Source organism: Streptomyces sp. NPDC104202 (genome assembly GCF_055584185.1).
In genome coordinates, this window is the sequence record NZ_JBVJMN010000032.1 from 19838 (window position 1) to 35052 (window position 15215).

Consider the following 15215-nt stretch of genomic DNA (forward strand, 5'->3'; position numbering starts at 1 on the left):
CAGCCGTTCTTGACCGGCCCTGAAGAGCCCTTTGCGAGGCTGCGACGGCAATGCATCCGTCAATATTTCTGGAAGGGCGAACATGGGGACAATCGAGGTTCCGGTCCTGATCGTGGGCGGTGGCGGATGCGGTCTGTCCGCCTCCGTCTTCCTGGCCGACCAGGGCGTCGACCATCTGCTGGTGGAACGGCACCCGGACACGTCGAGGATTCCGAAGGCGCACTATCTCAACCAGCGCACGATGGAGATCTTCCGGCAGCACGGCATCGCCGACGACGTGCTCGCCGAGGCGGCACCGCTGGAGAACTTCGGCAAGGTCCGCTGGCAGACCACCCTCGCGGGCGACGGGCCGATGGACCGGCGCCTGATCCACGAGATGGACGCCTTCGGCGGCGGCGAACTGACCGAGATCTACGAGAAGGTCGGGCCCGTCCTCCCGGCCAAGCTGCCGCAGATGTGGCTGGAGCCGATCCTGCGCCGCCACGCGGAGAACCGCAGCCCCGGCCGCATCCTCTTCCACCACGAGCTGACCACCTTCTCCGACGAGGGCGACCACGTCCGCGCCGAGGTCCGCAACGTCGAGACCGGCGAGGTGACCACCGTCAAGGCGCAGTACCTGATAGGCGCCGACGGCGGCCGCTTCGTCGGTCCCGCGGTCGGCATCACGCTGGACGGCCCGCCCGGACTGGTCAACACCACGACCGCGTACTTCTCCGCCGACCTGTCCGAGTGGTGGGAGGAGGGCACGCTCATCACCCACTTCCTCAGCCCGGAGGACCCCGACCTCTCCAGCAACCTCATCGAGATGGGGCCGAGCTGGGGCAAGGCGTGCGAGCAGTGGGGCCTGCACTTCGCCCCCGGCCCGCCCGGACGCTGGGACGCCGAGACGGTGATCCCGCGCATCCGCGAGCTGCTGCGCCTGCCGGAGCTGGAGGTGGAGGTCCACAAGGTCACCGACTGGATCGTGCACGCCCACCTCGCCGACCGCTACCGGGTGGGCCGCGTGCTGATCGCCGGCGACGCCGCCCACCGCCAGCCGCCGGCCGTGGGCCTCGGCCTCAACACCGGCATCCAGGACGCGCACAACCTGGCCTGGAAGCTGGCCGCGGTGATCAACGGCGGGTCGCCGGACAGCCTCGTGGACACCTACGAGTCGGAGCGCCGCCCGGTGGGCCGGGAGAACGTCGACTGGGCCGTCTCCGCCGCGAGCCACCACCAGGTGGTCATCGACGCCATCGGCGCCGGCCACAACATCCCCGCGGGCCGCCGCCTCCAGCGTCTGGAGGCGTACTTCGACCCGTCCGAGAACGGCGACACCGTGCGGGCGCGCGCCCTGGAGATCTTCCACACCCACCGCGGCGGCTGCCAGTCGCTCGACATGGAGGTGGGCTTCGGGTACGAGGAGGGCGCGCTCGTCCCCGACGGCACCGAGCGGCCCGCCCGGGTGCCGATGCGGAACGTGCACGTCCCGACGTCCCGTCCCGGGCACCGGGTCCCGCACGCCTGGATCAGCAAGGACGGGGAGCTCACCTCCACGGTCGACCTGACGGGCACCTCCGCCTTCGTCCTGATCACCGGTCCGGAGGGGACCGCGTGGACCGAGGCCGCCGAACGCGTGGCGGAGAAGTACTCCGTCCCGGTCGTCACGGCCCGCATCGGCGAGGGCGGCGACTACGACGACGTGGACGGCGGCTGGGAGGCCGTCCGGCAGATCACCGGCGCCGGCGCGCTCCTGGTCCGTCCCGACCAGCACGTCGCCTACCGCGCCACGGAGGCCGTCGAGGACCCGGAGCAGGTCCTCACCGAGGTGTTCGCGGCCCTGCTGGACCGCTGACCCGCCCCCGGAACGACAGAAGGGGCCGTGCCCGACCGGGCACGGCCCCTTCTTCCGTCTCCCGCTCCCGCCCGGAGGCGGGAGACGGATCAGACGCCGACCGCGACGGAGCGGGCGGCGGCCTCCTTCTTCAGGAAGGAGAGGACCTGGTCGGCGGCCTTGCGGGCGCTGGCCATGCAGACGCCGACGCCGACGCCGTCGTACAGGGCGCCGCAGACCGCGAGACCCGGCTGGGTCGCCACGGAGTCGCGGATGCGCTGGACCCGCTCCAGGTGTCCGACCGTGTACTGCGGCAGGGCGTCGTCCCAGCGGACCACCCGGCTCGCCACCGGCACCCCGGTCACGCCGATGGCCTCGGCCAGCTCGGCCGCCGCCACCGCGACCAGGTCGGCGTCCTCGCGGCGCAGCATGTGCTCCTCGCCGAACCGTCCCAGGGCACAGCGGACGATCTCCACCTCGCCGGCCAGGTGCGGCCACTTCACGGTGGTGAAGGTGACCTCCTTGACGAGCTTCCCCTCCACCGCGGGCACCCGGTAGGCGGCGTAGCCGCGGCCCGAGAGGCCCCCGCCGGGGAACGCCGAACGCGGGTAGGCGAGGGTGACGGTCGCGACGCTCGCGTACGGCACCTCGGAGAGCGCCGAGGCCGCCACGGAGGCCCCGGGGACCTGCGCGAGCAGCCGGCCCGCGGGACCGGCCGGCACGGCGACGACGACGGCGTCCGCGTCGATCGCCTCGGCCTCGCCGGCCGAGCCCACGACGAGCCGCCAGCCGTCGGCGGTCCGCGTCAGCTCCCGCACCGAGGCCCCGGTCCGCAGCGAGGCGTCCGGCGCCGCGGCCAGCACCTCCCGCACGAGGGTGGGGGGCAGCGAACCGAAGCCGCCCTCCAGGGTGGCGACGCTCACCGGCGGCGGCTTCTCGCCCTCCGCCAGGACCGGCGTCAGCGAGCCCGCCGCGTCCGCGAGGGACACGTGGTTGCGGGCGGCCATCGCCAGCGGGCTCAGCGTCGCCTCGAACGACAGGTCCTCGGCGCGGCCGGAGAACACCCCCGCGAGGAACGGGTCGACGAGGCGGTCCACGACCTCCTGGCCGAGGCGCCCGCCGACGAAGGACGCGACGGAGACGTCCCCCTCGCGGTCGAAGGAGGGCAGCGCCAGGTCCTGGCGCGCCCGGTCGAGCCCGGCGGCGGACAGCACGCCGGACCGGGCGAGGTCGTCCATGTCGCACGGCACGCCCATGAACTGACGGTCCGGCTGGTGCCGTATCCCGTCCTTGGTGAGGATCGCCGAGGCCGTGACGCCCGCGGACATGATCCGGTCGCCGAGGCCGGCGTCCTTGATCAGTCCGGTGGTCTTGCGGCGGTTGGCGTAGAGCGACTCGGCGCCCTCGTCGACCGCGACGCCCGCAACCTCGGAGACGGAGAGCTTGCCACCGATGCGTGACGATCCCTCCAGGAGCGTCACGCGGACCGGCTCGTTGCGCAGATAGAACGCAGCAGCCAGTCCCGCGATACCACCTCCGACGATGACCACATGAGGCTTGACGCTCGCCTGATCCCGTTCGCTCCCGGCCATTCCACCAGCTCCTTGATGAATGCTGCATACGGTGTCGTAGGGCCCGGCCCCGCGCCGAGGGGGCGGCGCGGGACGGGCTTCGGCAGTCTGACCGGGCGCCTTGGAACCCCGGTCGAGTGCGGCTGGACCGGGGGTCAGACCGTCCCGGTCCCGAACCAGCGGGTGAGGGCGGCGGCGAGGTCGTCGACGCTGCCGGGGGAGGTCCAGGCGACGTGACCGTCGGGGCGGACCAGGACCGCGTCGAGCGCCGGCTCCGGCGCGACGGCCCAGGTGCCGGTGACGACGTCGACCCGGCCTGCCAGGCCCTCGGCGGCGGGCACGGGCGTCCCGTCCGTGGTGACGAGCAGACCGCGCCCGCCGCGCAGCAGGTCGGCCACGCGGGTGCGGGTCCCGTCGGGCAGGTCGATCTCCCGGCCCGGCGGCATCCGCAGGCCGAGCAGCGGGTGGTCGCCCTTGCCCAGGTCGTAGCGGACGCCGAGGTTGCTCAGCATCCCGGCCAGGTGTCCGGCGGCGTCCGGGTGGGAGACCAGCTCGGTCATCAGCGAGCGGACCGGGTCCATGTCCTCGCCGGTGAGCCGCAGTTCGATCGCCGCCCGCGCGTTGCGGGCCAGCTGTTCGCCGATGGGGTGGCGCTCGGCGTGGTAGGTGTCGAGCAGCCCCTCGGGCGCCCGGCCGGTGACCGTCGCGGCCAGCTTCCAGCCGAGGTTGACCGCGTCCTGCACGCCGACGCTGAGGCCCTGGGCCATGGCCGGGGGCTGGACGTGCGCGGAGTCGCCGGCCAGGAGTACCCGGCCGCGCCGGTACGCGGCGGCGGCCCGCGAGGCGTCGGTGAAGCAGCTGATCCAGCGGCACTCGCCGTGGTGCAGGGACTCGCCGGTGAGCCGCTGCCAGGCGTCGGCGAGGTCGGTGAAGGTCAGGGAGTCGCGGTCGCGCGGGGCCGTCCCGGCCTCGTGGACGACGACGCGGGTGACGCCGTTCTCCAGGTCCATCGCCATGATCATGCTGCCGCCGGGCAGGTTCTCGCCGATGCGCCGCTTGCGGGTCTCGATGCCGGTGACGTCGGCGGTGAGGAAGCCCCGTCCGCCGGGCGTGCCGGGGAAGTCGATGCCGGCCAGCTTGCGGACGGAGCTCCGCCCGCCGTCGCAGCCGACCAGGTAGCGGGCGCCGGCCGTGGCGTCGCCCGCGGGCCCCCGCAGGGCCACCTCGACGCCGTCGGCGGTCTCCTCGAAGCCGGTCACCTCGTAGCCCCGCAGGATCGGCACACCGAGCTCGGTGACCCACTCCTCCAGCATCCGCTCGGTGCGGAACTGGGATATCCCCCGGTGCCCGTAGTGGTCCTCGTCCAGTGCGGAGAGGTCGATCGGGACCCCGCCGAAGTGGGCGTCGGCGGGCTCCGTCGCGCCGAGCCGGTCCAGCAGGCCCCGCTGGTCGAAACACTCGGCGGTGCGCTTGGTGAAGCTCGCGCCGCGCGACTCGCGCGCCGGGGCGAGCAGCCGCTCGTAGACCACGACGTCGGCGCCGCCGAGGCGGAGTTCGCCCGCCAGCATCAGCCCGACGGGGCCGGCTCCGACGACGATGACATCCCGGGCTGCATCCCTGGGCATACGTACGCTCCTTCGGTCGAGAGGGCCGGTCAGCGGCCGGCGGGCTGGGGGACGCGGGCGGTGCCGAACCAGCGCCCGAGGGCCTCGGCGAGGCCCCCGGCGCCACCGGGGGAGGTCCAGGCGACGTAGCCGTCGGGGCGGACGAGGACCGCGTCGAGCGCGGGGGCGGGGGCGGCGCCGGGCTCGGCGACCCAGGTGCCGGCGACGACGTCGACGCGGTCGCCGAGCCCCTCGGCGAGCGCCGCCTCCGGGCCGTCGCCCGTGGTGACGAGCAGCCCGCGGCCGGAGCGCAGGAGGTCGCCGATCCGGGCCACGGTGCCGTCCGGCAGGGCGAGTTCGCGGTGCGGCGGCATCCGCAGGCCGAGCAGCGGGTGCGCGCCCTCGCCGAAGGCGTAGCGGATGCCGAGGCCGCTCACGATGCCGGCCGCCTGCTCCGCCGCGTCCTTGTGGGCCAGCAGTTCGCCCATGACCTCGCGGATCGGGTCCATGGCGTCGTCGCCGAGGTAGACCTTCTGCGCGGCCCGCGCGTTGCGGAGCAACTCCGCGCCCACCGGGTGGCGTTCGGCGTGGTAGGTGTCCAGGAGGCCCTCGGGCGCCCAGCCCTGCACCGTCGCCGCCAGCTTCCAGCCGAGGTTCGCGGCGTCCTGCAGGCCGGCGCTGAGCCCCCAGGCGGCCAGCGGCGGGATCTCGTGCGCCGCGTCGCCCGCGAGCAGCACCCGGCCGCGCCGGAACTCCTCCGCCAGCGCGGAGGAGTTGCCGGTGGCCCACACCCACTGCGGCTCGGCGCCGTCGAGGGACTCGCCGGTCAGCCGCAGCCAGGCGGCGGCGACCTCGGCGAAGGTCAGCGCGCCCGGCACGGGGCGGGCGGGCAGTGAGGGGTCGTGGACGACGATGCGGAGCCGGCCGGGGCCCACCGGGGTGCACACCACCATGCAGCCGCCGGGCAGCCGCTCGCCGATGGGACGGGGCCGCAGCGCGATGCCGGTGATCTCCGCGGTGTACATGCCGCGGGTCGCCTCCCAGCCGGGCGCCGCGATGCCCGCGAGGGTCCGGACGGTGCTGTCCGCGCCGTCGCAGCCGACCACGTAGGCGGCGGTCTCCTCGGCGGGGCCGTCGGGACCGTCGTACGCCACGACGACGCCCTCGGGGGTCTCGCGGAGCCCGGTCACCTCACGGCCGCGGAGCACCGGGACGCCGAGCTCGGCCAGCCGGCCGGCCAGCGCCTCCTCGGTCGTGGCCTGCGACAGCCCGAGGACACCGCTGTGGTCCTCGTCGAGCATGCCGAGGTCGAAGCGGACGCCGCCGAAGTGCCCCATCGGGCCCCAGCGGAACGCGCCGAGCCGGTCGAGCACGCCGCGCGCGCCGAGGGTCTCGGCGGCCCGCCGGTTGAACCCGAGGGCACGGGACTCCCCGCTCGGCGCGGGCAGCCTGTCGTAGACGACGACGTCCACACCGCCCAGCCGGAGCTCGCCGGCGAGGAACAGGCCGACCGGCCCGGCACCCACCACGATGACGTCAGCAGTTTTCATCATTAGGTCCCTCTGCGCTGTGGCAATGGTTGGCCAGGGTGAAGCTACTCAGCGCCGTGTTCGACTGCAATGAATGGAATGCGGGCGCACGGACAGGGCGTTCAAGCGCGGAATAGGCGTGCTTGAACGCCGCTGTTGAACACTTGAACGCCGAACTCGAATGGCAATGTCGGAGGTGCTCCCGGCTTTTGCCTCTTACTAACTTCGATGCATGAGCAATTCGGCGCGCCTCACGTGGAACGCCCCTCATGAAAGGAAATGACGTGCCGGACGGGAAGATCGCGCTCATCACGGGCGCCAACAAGGGCATCGGGCTCGCCGTCGCGCGGCAGCTCGGCGAGCGGGGCGTCACCGTGCTCGTCGGCGCCCGGGACGAGGGGCGCGGCAAGCAGGCCGCCGACGCGCTCGTCGCCGACGGCGTCACCGCGGTGCCGCTGCTCCTCGACGTCACGGACCCGGCCTCCGTGGCCGGTGCCGCCGCCGAGATCGAGCGGCGGTACGGACGCCTCGACATCCTGGTCAACAACGCCGGGGTCGCGGGCGGCTTCCACGGCACCGCCGACGAGGCGACCGCGGACGACCTGCGGGAGGTCTACGAGACCAACGTCTTCGGCGTGGTCACCGTGACCCGCGCGCTGCTGCCGCTGCTGCGCCGCTCCCCGGCCGGCCGTGTCGTCAACCTGTCCAGCCACGTGGGGTCGCTGACCCTGAACTCGGATCCGGGCTCGCCGCTCGCGGGCCTCGACATGATCGCCTACCAGTCCTCGAAGACCGCGCTCAACGCGCTGACGGTCGCGTACGCCAAGGCGCTGCGCGGGACGTCGATCAAGGTCAACGCCGCCCTCCCCGGAGTGGTGGCGACGGACATCAACCACCACCGCGGTCACCGCACGCCCGCCGAGGGCGCGGGGATCGCCGTCCGGCTCGCCCTGCTCGACGAGGCCGGCCCGTCGGGCGCCTGCCTGGCGGACGACGGAACCGTGCCGTGGTAGCGCGGTACGGCTCCGACCGAGAGTCACCCACAGAGAAAGAGGAACGGCTGTGCTGCAGATAACGATCGGCGACCTCCAGACCATCATGCGCCAGTGCGCCGGCGAGGCCGAGGACGCGCTGCCGCTCGACCAGGCGCCCGACAGCCCCTTCGACGAGCTCGGGTACGACTCCCTCGCGCTCCTGGAGACGTACAGCCGGATCGAGCGGGACTTCGGCATCGAGCTCAACGAGGACGAGATCGGCCTCATCAACACCGCCGGGGAGCTCGTCGAGTTCGTGAACTCGCTGCTCCAGCTGAAGGTCATGTCGGCGGCCTGATCCCGCGGGGATCGCGGCCGTTCGCGGCCACCACATCGGAACGTCACGCCGGGCGGGGGCCCGGCGGGCGACACACACGGAGGAAGACAGTGGCGGTTGAAGGAACGATCCTGGTGCTCGGCGGTACCGGCCGGCAGGGCGGGGCGGTGGCCCGCGAGCTGCTGGGCCGCGGCCGCACCGTGCACGCCCTGGTCCGCGACCCGGGCAAGGCGGAGGCGCGGTCCCTGGAGGAGGCGGGAGCGGTCCTCGTCCGCGGCGACCTGGACGACCCGGCGTCCCTGCGGGCGGCGATGAAGGACGTCGACGGGGTGTTCAGCGTCCAGACCTTCCGCGGCCCCGGCGGGTGCGAGGCGGAGGTGCGCCAGGGCAGGGCGGTGGCCGACGCGGCGGTCGAGGCCGGCGTGCGGCACTTCGTCTACAGCTCGGTCGGCGGCGCCGACCGGGACACCCGGGTCCCGCACTTCGAGAGCAAGCTGGAGGTCGAGGAGTACCTGCGCACGCTCGACCTGCCGACGACGGTGCTGCGGCCCGTCATGTTCCACGACATCCTCCTCGACATCGCCCCGCGGCCGGTCGCCGGCGAGCTGGTCCTGTCCATGTGGCTGGACCCGGAGACCTCCGTGCAGCTCATCGCGACCAGCGACATCGGGGTGTTCGCCGCGGAGGCCTTCCTGAACCCCGGGGAGTGGATCGGCAAGGTCGTCGAGATCGCCGGCGACGACCTCACCGGACCGCAGATGGCCGCCGCGTTCGAGGCCGCGTCCGGGGTCCCCACCCGCTACCAGCAGCTGCCCATCGAGCCGCTGCGCGCCAACCGCGAGGACCTGGCGAACATGTTCGACTGGTTCGAGCGCGACGGATACCACGCCGACCTGCCCGAACTCCGCCGCATCAGGCCCCACCTGGTCTCCCTGGAGGCATGGCTGAGCGAGAACTGGACCGCCCCCGCGGTGGAGGCGCGACGCTGACGACATGGTGCGCGGAGCCCTCAGGAGAAGATCGGATCGCGGGTACGGGTGCGCTTGAGCTCGAAGAACCCGTCGGTCCCGGCCACCGCCAGGACACCGTCCCAGAGCCGCACGGCGGCCTCGCCGCGCGGCGTCGGGGTCACGACGGGGCCGAAGAACGCCACGTCCCCCACGGCGACGACGGGGGTGCCCACATCGGTGCCGACGCGTCCGATGCCGTCCTGGTGCGAGGCCCGCACCACGGCGTCGTACGCGTCGGACCCGGCCGCCTCGGCGAGGGCCGGGTCCAGGCCGGCGGCGGTCAGCGCCGCCGCGTAGGTGGCCCGCTCCTTGGGCGCCTTCGCGAGGTGGAAGCGGGTGCCGAGTTCGGTGTAGAGCCGGCCGAGGACCTCGGGGCCGTACTCCTTCTCGGCGGCGGCCAGGACCCGGACCGGCTCCATGCGCAGGGCCAGGTCCCGGTGCCAGCGCTCGGGCAGGTCCGGACGCCCCTCGTTGAGCACCGTCAGGCTCATGATGTGCCAGCGGACGTCGAGGGGCCGGTGCCGTGCGACCTCGTGGATCCAGCGCGAGGTCAGCCACGCCCAGGGGCAGGTCGGGTCGAACCAGAAGTCGACCGGGGTCGGGGTGGAGTGCGGCAACGTCGGCTCCTCGGTGTCCTGTCTCGTGTCCGTCGGCTCGGTCAGTAGTTGCCGAGGCCGCCGCAGACGTTCATCGCCTGCGCGGTGACGGGGGCCGCCGCGTCGGAGACGAGGTAGGAGACGAGGCCGGCCACCTCCTCGGCGGTGGAGTAGCGGCCCAGCGGGATCTTCGCCTCGAAGCGCTCCAGGATCTCCGCCTCGGAGGTCTCGAAGTGCGCGGCGTAGCCCTGGCGGACGCGCTGCGCCATCGGCGTCTCGACGTAGCCGGGGCAGACGGCGTTGACCGTGACACCGGTCTTCGCGAGCTCCAGGCCGAGCGCCTTGGTGAAACCGATGACACCGTGCTTGGACGCCGAGTAGGGGGCGCCCAGCACCACACCCTGCTTGCCACCCGTGGAGGCGATGTTGATGATGCGACCCCAGCCGCGCCCGACCGGGTCGCCCTTCTTGAGGACCGCGCGGGTCATCAGGAAGACGCTGTTCAGGTTGGTGTCTATGACGTCGTACCAGAGCTCGTCCGCGATGTCCGCGGTCGCGCCGCCGCCGCTGCGGCCGGCGTTGTTGACCAGGATGTCGATCCGGCCGTAGCGCCCGACGACCTCGTCGACGAGCCGGTCGACGTCGGCCGGCTTGCGGACGTCGGCGGCCAGGCCGTCGGCGTCGTGGCCGTCGGCGCGCAGCTTGGCGACCGTCTCCTGGACGTTCTCGGGGTTGCGCGCGCAGAGGAAGACCTTGTGCCCCTGGCTCGCGAGGTTCTCGGCGATGGCGAGGCCGATGCCGCTCGTCCCGCCGGTGATCAGCGCTACCTGCTGTCCGTTGTCGGCCATTCCGCCTGCTCCTTCTCGGGGTGTATGTGGGGCCGTGTCAATCTGGCAAGCAGGCCCGGAATCCCGGTCGAGGAGCGGTGGAGGTGACCTCCGTTCAACCGCCCGAATTCTCCGGTTGAACGTTCAAGTCAACAAATTCAAAAGTGTCTGGTTGCGGCTCCGAGAAGCGCCGACCTATCGTCGGGAAATCCACGAAAAAGGTGCTCCGGAAGGAAAGTCATGTCCGAAAAGACCGAGGTCCGCGACCAGTCCGACGCGTATGCCCTGCTCAACCTGATCCAGGGCGCCGTCATTACCCAGGCCCTTTCCGTCGCGGCCAAGCTCGGTGTCGCGGACGTCCTCGCCGACGGACCGCTGTCCGCCGGGGACATCGCCGGGCGCGTCGGCTCCGACGCCAAGGCGACCCACCGTGTCCTGCGCGCGCTCGCCGGCCACGGCGTCTTCGCCGTCCGCCCCGACGGCACCTACGAGAACACCCCGCTCTCCGACAAGCTGCGCGAGGACGTCCCGGACTCGATGCGCGGCTTCGCCGTGCTGATGAGCCACCCGATCCTGCACGAGGAGTGGGGCCACCTCGCGGCCACCGTCGAGACCGGCGAGCCCAACCTTCCGAAGCTGCGCGGCATGGGCGCGCTCGACTTCTTCCATGCCACGCCCGAGTACGCGAACGTCTTCTTCCAGGCCTTCGGCGGCCTCTCCCTCTCGGAGACCGGCCCGATCCTGGAGGCCTACGACTTCACCCAGTTCTCCACCGTCGTCGACGTCATCGCCGGCCGCGGCAACCTGCTCGCGGGCATCCTCCAGCAGGCGCCCGACGTCAAGGGCGTGCTGTACGACTCCGAGGTCGCCACCGTCGACTCGCAGTCGCTCTTCGAGGAGGCCGGCGTCGCCGACCGCTACACCATCGAGCACGGCGGCTACCTCGACAAGCTGCCGGCGGGCGCCGACGCCTACGTCTTCAAGCACATCATCCACGACTTCTCCGAGGAGGACGCCGTGACCGCCCTGCGCAACGCGCGCGAGGCGATCGCCCCCGGCGGCAAGCTGCTCGTCATCGAGTACGTGCTCCCCGAGAACAACGAGAACCACCTCGGTCACACCATCGACCTCTGGCTGATGCTGATGCTCGGCGCCCAGGACCGCACGCTCGCCGAGTACACCGAGCTGTTCGCCAAGGCCGGCTTCCAGGTCACGCGCGCCGTCCCCACCAGCGCGCCGATCTCCGTCATCGAGGCGATCGCGGTCTGATTCCGCGCGCCACCGGTCCCCCATCGCAGGGTCGAGGCTCAGGACAGGAAACCATGGAAACCGATGTCATAGTGATCGGCGCGGGTCCCGCGGGGCTGACGCTCGCGGCCGAACTCCGCCTCGGCGGCGCCGACGTCGTCGTCTTCGAGCAGCGGGGGGAGCGGAGCTGGGAGTCGCGCGGCATCGGCTTCACCGCGCGCGCCACCGAGATGTTCCACCAGCGCGGGATCCTCGAACGCCTGGAGAACATCGAGGTCACCCGGCAGGGCCACTTCGGCGGCCTCCCCATCGACTACGGGGTGCTCGAAGGCTCGCACTTCGGCGTGCGCGGCGCACCCCAGTACAAGATCGAGGAGATGCTGGAGAACCGGGCCCTCGAACTCGGCGCCGACCTGCGCCGGGGCTACGAGTTCACCGGCTTCACCGAGGACGAGGACGGCGTCACCGTCACCGTGCGCGGGCCGGAGGGCTTCGAGGAGCACTCCGCCCGCTACCTGGTGGGCTGCGACGGCGGACGCAGCACCGTCCGGCGCCAGGCGGGCTTCGAGTTCGCCGGCTCCGACGCCACCCGCGAGATGTATCTCGCCGACGTCCGCGGCTGCGACATCAAGCCGCGCATGATCGGCGAACTCCGCCCCAACGGCATGGTGATGGCCGCGCCGCTCGAAGAGGGCTTCACCCGCATCATCGTCTGCGAGAACGGCGCGTCGCCCGACCGCGGCCGCGAGGTCACCTTCCCCCAGGTCGCGGACGCCTGGCAGCGGCTGACCGGCGACTCCATCCACCACGGCGAGACCCGCTGGGTCAGCGCCTTCACCGACGCCACCCGCCAGGCCACCGAGTACCGGCGCGGCCGGGTGCTGCTGGCCGGCGACGCCGCCCACATCCACCTGCCCGCCGGCGGGCAGGGGCTGAGCGTCGGCGTGCAGGACGCCTTCAACCTCGGCTGGAAGCTCGCCGCGACCGTCCGGGGCACCGCCCCGGAGGGCCTGCTCGACACCTACCACGCCGAACGCCACCCGGTGGGGGTCCGGCTCCTGCGCAACACCCTGGCCCAGGGCACGCTCAACCTCACCGGCAAGTCGGTCGAGCCGATGCGCGCCGTGATGGCCGAGCTCATCGCCCTCCGGCCGGTGGCCCGCCACCTGTCCGGCATGGTCAGCGGCTTCGACATCCGGTACGCCACCGGCGCGGGGGACCACGCGGGGCACCCGCTGCTCGGCACCCGTCTCGCCGACCGCGAGCTGGAGCTCGCCGACGGAGGCCGGGACCGGACCGCCCGGCTGCTGCACGCCGCCCGCGGCGTCCTCATCACCGCCGACGCCGGCGGCACGGAGGAGAAGACCGCCGCCGGCTGGTCCGACCGCGTCGACGTGGTCCGGGTGAAGCGCTTTCCCGCAGGACCCGAGGAGGGCGGCGCCCCGACCGCGTCGGTGCTCGTCCGCCCCGACGGCTACATCGCCTGGACCGCACCGGACGGGGGCGGTCTCGAGGCCGCGCTGCGCCGCTGGTTCGGCGACGCCCGCTAGAGGCCCCGTCTACCGAGAGGAGAAGAAACGTGACCGAGAACGCGGTACGTGAAACGGAACACGAGATCACCGTCTCCGCCCCCGCCGAACTGGTGTACGCACTGATCGCGGACGTCACCAGGTGGCCGGAGACCTTCCCCCCGACCGTGCACGCCGAGGTCGTCGAGAGGGACGGCGACGAGGAGCTGATCCGGCTCTGGGCGACCGCCAACGGCACCGCCAAGACCTGGACCTCCCGCCGCGTCCACGACGCGGCGAACAAGAGCGTGACGTTCCGCCAGGAGCGCTCGCAGCACCCCGTCGGCGGCATGGGCGGCGCCTGGATCGTGGAGCCCGTCTCCGACGACTCCTGCCGGGTGCGCCTGCTGCACGACTTCCGCGCCGCGACCGACGACCCGGCCGACCTCGACTGGATCAGCCAGGCCGTCGACCGCAACAGCGCCTCGGAGCTCCAGGCCCTCAAGACGAGCGCCGAGGCCGCCGGCCCCGACGACCTCCTCGTCTTCGACGACACCGTCACCGTCGAGGGCAGCGGCAAGGACGTCTACGAGTTCCTCAACGACGCCCAGTTCTGGCGCGAGCGGCTCCCGCACGTCGCCCGGGTCACCCTCGACGAGGACGAGCCCGGCCTCCAGATCCTGGAGATGGACACCCGCACCAAGGACGGCTCGACCCACACCACCAAGTCCGTCCGCGTCTGCAAGGCCGCGACGACCATCGTGTACAAGCAGATCGTCCTGCCCGCGCTGATGACCCTGCACACCGGCCGCTGGCTCATCGAGGACCGGCCCGGCGGCGGAGTCACCGTCACCTCCCGCCACACCGTGCGGATCAACACCGCCACCATCGCCGACGTCCTCGGCGAGGGCGTCACCGTCCAGACCGCGCGGGAGTACGTCCAGACCGCGCTGAGCGGCAACAGCCTCGCCACCCTCCGGCTCGCCAAGGCGTACGCCGAGGGCGTCGGCGGCGGGCGCACGGCGCAGTGAGACCGCCCCGGGCGGACGCGCGGGTCGTCGTCGTCGGCGCGGGCCCCGTCGGGCTCCTGCTGGCGTGCGAGCTGAGGCGGGCCCGGGTCGACACCGTGGTCGTCGAGCGGCTGGCGAGCCCCATGACCGAGTCCCGGGCGAGCCAGCTCAGCACGCGCACCGCGGAGATCCTCCACGAGCACGGCCTCGACGCGCTCCTCGCCGAGGCCGCGCACGAACCGCGCACCCACTTCGGCGGCCTCGGCTTCCCCCTCACCGAGGTCGACAGCGCCTACGGGGGCAACTGGAAGGTGCCCCAGTACCGCACCGAGGCCGCCCTCGGCGCACGCGCCGCGGAGCTCGGAGCCACCGTGCTCCGCGCCCACGAACTCACCGCGCTCACCGAGGAGCACGACCACGTCCGCTGCGCGGTCCGGGGACCCGACGGGCCCCTGACCCTCCGCGCCGCGTACGTGGTGGGCTGCGACGGCGCCACCAGCACCGTCCGCCGCCTCGCCGGCATCCCCGTCACCGCCACGCCGGCGACCAGGGAACTGCTCCGGGCCGACGTCACGGGCCTCACGGTCCGCGACCGCCGGTTCGAACGGCTCCCCGGCGGCTTCGCTGTCGCCATGACCCGGGACGGAGTCACCCGGATCATGGTGCACGCCTTCGGCCCGGAGCCCGCCGCGCGCTCCGGACCGCCCTCCTACGACGAGGTCGTCCACGCCTGGCGGCGGGTGACCGGAGAGGACCTCTCCGGCGGCACCCCCGTCTGGCTCGACGCCTTCGACAACGCCATGGGCCAGGCCGACGCCTACCGCCGGGGACGCGTCCTGCTCGCCGGCGACGCCGCCCACTGGCACCCGCCCGTCGGCGGCCAGGCCCTCAACACCGGGCTCCAGGACGCCGCCGACCTGGGACCCCGGCTCGCCGGGGCCGTGCGCGACGGCGCCGCGCCCGGGCTCCTCGACGGCTACCACGACACCCGGCACCCCGTCGGCGCACGGGTGCTCCGGCACGTCGCGGCCCAGGAGCAGCTGATGCTCGACGGCCCCTGGATCGAGCCGCTGCGCACGGTGCTCTCCGAACTGATCGGCCTCGACCGGGTCCGCGCCCACCTGACCGCGAGGGCCGCCAACCTCGACCACCGGATCTGACAACACACGGGAAGTACGGACACGCATG

Annotated in this window: 13 protein-coding genes; 8 read left to right on the forward strand and 5 right to left on the reverse strand. The window is 72.9% G+C overall.

Translation table 11 applies throughout. The annotated features are described in order from the left end of the window. Positions 1-82: 82 nt before the first annotated feature. Complete coding sequence (locus tag ACZ60W_RS20945; RefSeq protein ID WP_469756835.1) at positions 83-1834, forward strand: FAD-dependent monooxygenase; 1752 nt, start codon at positions 83-85, stop codon at positions 1832-1834. An 89-nt stretch (positions 1835-1923) separates the two neighbouring features. Here ACZ60W_RS20945 and hemG read toward each other — a convergent pair whose 3' ends face one another. From hemG to ACZ60W_RS20960, 3 genes are all read right to left on the reverse strand, one after another. Continuing rightward, on the reverse strand, positions 1924-3405 hold the full coding sequence (gene hemG, locus ACZ60W_RS20950; RefSeq protein WP_469756836.1) for a protoporphyrinogen oxidase: 1482 nt from the start codon (positions 3403-3405) through the stop codon (positions 1924-1926). 134 nt (positions 3406-3539) lie between these two features. After that, complete coding sequence (locus ACZ60W_RS20955; protein ID WP_469756837.1) at positions 3540-5009, reverse strand: FAD-dependent monooxygenase; 1470 nt, start codon at positions 5007-5009, stop codon at positions 3540-3542. Positions 5010-5038: 29 nt separating this feature from the next. Then, a complete protein-coding gene (locus ACZ60W_RS20960) occupies positions 5039-6538 on the reverse strand; it encodes an FAD-dependent monooxygenase (protein WP_469756838.1) in 1500 nt (499 codons plus the stop codon). 263 nt (positions 6539-6801) lie between these two features. On the opposite strand from ACZ60W_RS20960, the gene ACZ60W_RS20965 reads away from it, so the two are divergent. From ACZ60W_RS20965 to ACZ60W_RS20975, 3 genes are all read left to right on the forward strand, one after another. Beyond that, positions 6802-7530: an SDR family oxidoreductase gene (locus ACZ60W_RS20965; protein WP_469756839.1), complete on the forward strand. Its 729-nt coding sequence runs from the start codon at positions 6802-6804 to the stop codon at positions 7528-7530. 49 nt (positions 7531-7579) lie between these two features. Continuing rightward, positions 7580-7849, forward strand: a complete 270-nt coding sequence (locus ACZ60W_RS20970) for an acyl carrier protein (protein WP_017237251.1) — start codon at positions 7580-7582, stop codon at positions 7847-7849. Positions 7850-7938: 89 nt separating this feature from the next. Continuing rightward, on the forward strand, positions 7939-8817 hold the full coding sequence (locus ACZ60W_RS20975; RefSeq protein ID WP_469756840.1) for an NmrA/HSCARG family protein: 879 nt from the start codon (positions 7939-7941) through the stop codon (positions 8815-8817). A 20-nt stretch (positions 8818-8837) separates the two neighbouring features. Here the strand turns inward: ACZ60W_RS20975 and ACZ60W_RS20980 are convergent, their stop codons facing one another. Further along, entirely contained in the window at positions 8838-9455 is a 618-nt protein-coding gene (locus ACZ60W_RS20980) for a mycothiol-dependent nitroreductase Rv2466c family protein (RefSeq protein ID WP_469756841.1), read from the reverse strand. A 41-nt stretch (positions 9456-9496) separates the two neighbouring features. Then, positions 9497-10282 carry a 3-oxoacyl-ACP reductase FabG gene (gene fabG, locus ACZ60W_RS20985; protein ID WP_469756842.1) on the reverse strand — a complete coding sequence of 262 codons (786 nt, stop codon included), beginning with the start codon at positions 10280-10282 and terminating at the stop codon, positions 9497-9499. A 219-nt stretch (positions 10283-10501) separates the two neighbouring features. On the opposite strand from fabG, the gene ACZ60W_RS20990 reads away from it, so the two are divergent. The 4 genes from ACZ60W_RS20990 to ACZ60W_RS21005 are packed head-to-tail and all read left to right on the forward strand — an operon-like array spanning position 10502 to position 15187. Continuing rightward, positions 10502-11530 (forward strand): methyltransferase, encoded by a 1029-nt coding sequence (locus ACZ60W_RS20990; RefSeq protein ID WP_469756843.1) that lies wholly within the window; start codon positions 10502-10504, stop codon positions 11528-11530. 53 nt (positions 11531-11583) lie between these two features. Then, positions 11584-13059, forward strand: coding sequence for an FAD-dependent monooxygenase (locus tag ACZ60W_RS20995; protein ID WP_469756844.1), 1476 nt, complete (start codon positions 11584-11586; stop codon positions 13057-13059). Between the two features lie 29 nt (positions 13060-13088). Continuing rightward, entirely contained in the window at positions 13089-14048 is a 960-nt protein-coding gene (locus ACZ60W_RS21000) for an aromatase/cyclase (RefSeq protein WP_469756845.1), read from the forward strand. Continuing rightward, the gene (locus ACZ60W_RS21005) at positions 14045-15187 is read left to right on the forward strand and encodes an FAD-dependent monooxygenase (protein ID WP_469756846.1); all 1143 of its coding nucleotides are present in this window, start codon (positions 14045-14047) and stop codon (positions 15185-15187) included. The genes ACZ60W_RS21000 and ACZ60W_RS21005 overlap by 4 nt, the downstream gene beginning before the upstream one ends. The last annotated feature ends 28 nt before the right edge of the window (positions 15188-15215 follow it).

Excerpts from the sequence above, each read along its gene's own strand:
- ACZ60W_RS20945 (WP_469756835.1), top strand. The coding sequence starts at position 83 with ATGGGGACAATCGAGGTTCCGGTCCTGATCGTGGGCGGTGGCGGATGC.
- hemG (WP_469756836.1), bottom strand. The coding sequence starts at position 3,405 with ATGGCCGGGAGCGAACGGGATCAGGCGAGCGTCAAGCCTCATGTGGTC.
- ACZ60W_RS20955 (WP_469756837.1), bottom strand. The coding sequence starts at position 5,009 with ATGCCCAGGGATGCAGCCCGGGATGTCATCGTCGTCGGAGCCGGCCCC.
- ACZ60W_RS20960 (WP_469756838.1), bottom strand. The coding sequence starts at position 6,538 with ATGAAAACTGCTGACGTCATCGTGGTGGGTGCCGGGCCGGTCGGCCTG.
- fabG (WP_469756842.1), bottom strand. The coding sequence starts at position 10,282 with ATGGCCGACAACGGACAGCAGGTAGCGCTGATCACCGGCGGGACGAGC.
- ACZ60W_RS20990 (WP_469756843.1), top strand. The coding sequence starts at position 10,502 with ATGTCCGAAAAGACCGAGGTCCGCGACCAGTCCGACGCGTATGCCCTG.
- ACZ60W_RS20995 (WP_469756844.1), top strand. The coding sequence starts at position 11,584 with ATGGAAACCGATGTCATAGTGATCGGCGCGGGTCCCGCGGGGCTGACG.